The organism is Kitasatospora sp. SC0581 (genome assembly GCF_048159585.1).
GTDB lineage: Bacteria > Actinomycetota > Actinomycetes > Streptomycetales > Streptomycetaceae > Kitasatospora.
Window position 1 is genome coordinate 1 of record NZ_JBLRWA010000087.1, and the last position, 866, is coordinate 866.

Consider the following 866-nt stretch of genomic DNA (forward strand, 5'->3'; position numbering starts at 1 on the left):
GAGAGCAGTTTCAAACTGTTTTGTGGTGAAATCCACTTTTGTTTTTCCACATCCAACTAATGCGAGCGCCAGAATTAGAGAACAGCTTAATAATACAAATAATTTTTTCAATATAACTCCTCCTTCTTTCATCATATCAATATTTTATAATTTTTTATGTTTTATGTAAATATAAGATATTAAAACCGAATCCAGGTCTTCCCAATGAAACTGCAAATGACAGCAAAAGTATGTTGTACATCAATTCATTGTTGTTACTGTAAGCAGCTGATTTGATCCGGACTTCGGGATCCCGAATGCATTTGCCTCATACCAAGTTACTACGCTTCTAAGCAAATGTTGATCTTTCACGCCGATTTGTTCCCCTGCTGCATTCATTGCAGCAACCTCTCTCGCATTAAGATATATGGCTCCGTTATCGTTTTGCCAGCCCTTTAAAGGTTTCATCGTATTTACTTACCAATGTTCCCAAAATTGACGACGTTCCCACAACGCTGGATAATAAAATCAAACCATTTACGAATATTGAGAATGAAATCTGATTCAAAAAGGCTGTTCATGTCATGAAGGAAGAGGATAAACGATTGGTAGCAGGCCTCCAAGGCTGAGCGATGAGCAGTTAAAAAATCAAAGTGTTGATAATTTACAAGTTAATGATTTTAGGTAAGGAGGTAAAAATCTATGGAGAAGAAAGATATTATTTTTCTCGAAAAGTTACTTTATAAGAAAGATAAAAGCTACGTAATCAGTCAGTTAGCAAACATAAACAACTCTTTATTGCTTCATTACTTTGCTGCAAATTATAATTGGAATAATGGATTTGATATCCCAACGGTTATTCTAGAGAATGAGAATTGTGATTTGGG

1 protein-coding gene is annotated in these 866 nt (G+C 34.9%); it reads left to right on the forward strand.

The window, feature by feature from the left end:
- Positions 1-681 precede the first annotated feature (681 nt).
- A partial coding sequence (locus tag ACLWS4_RS37185; protein WP_416876448.1) for a DUF4274 domain-containing protein occupies positions 682-866 on the forward strand: 185 nt, incomplete at its 3' end.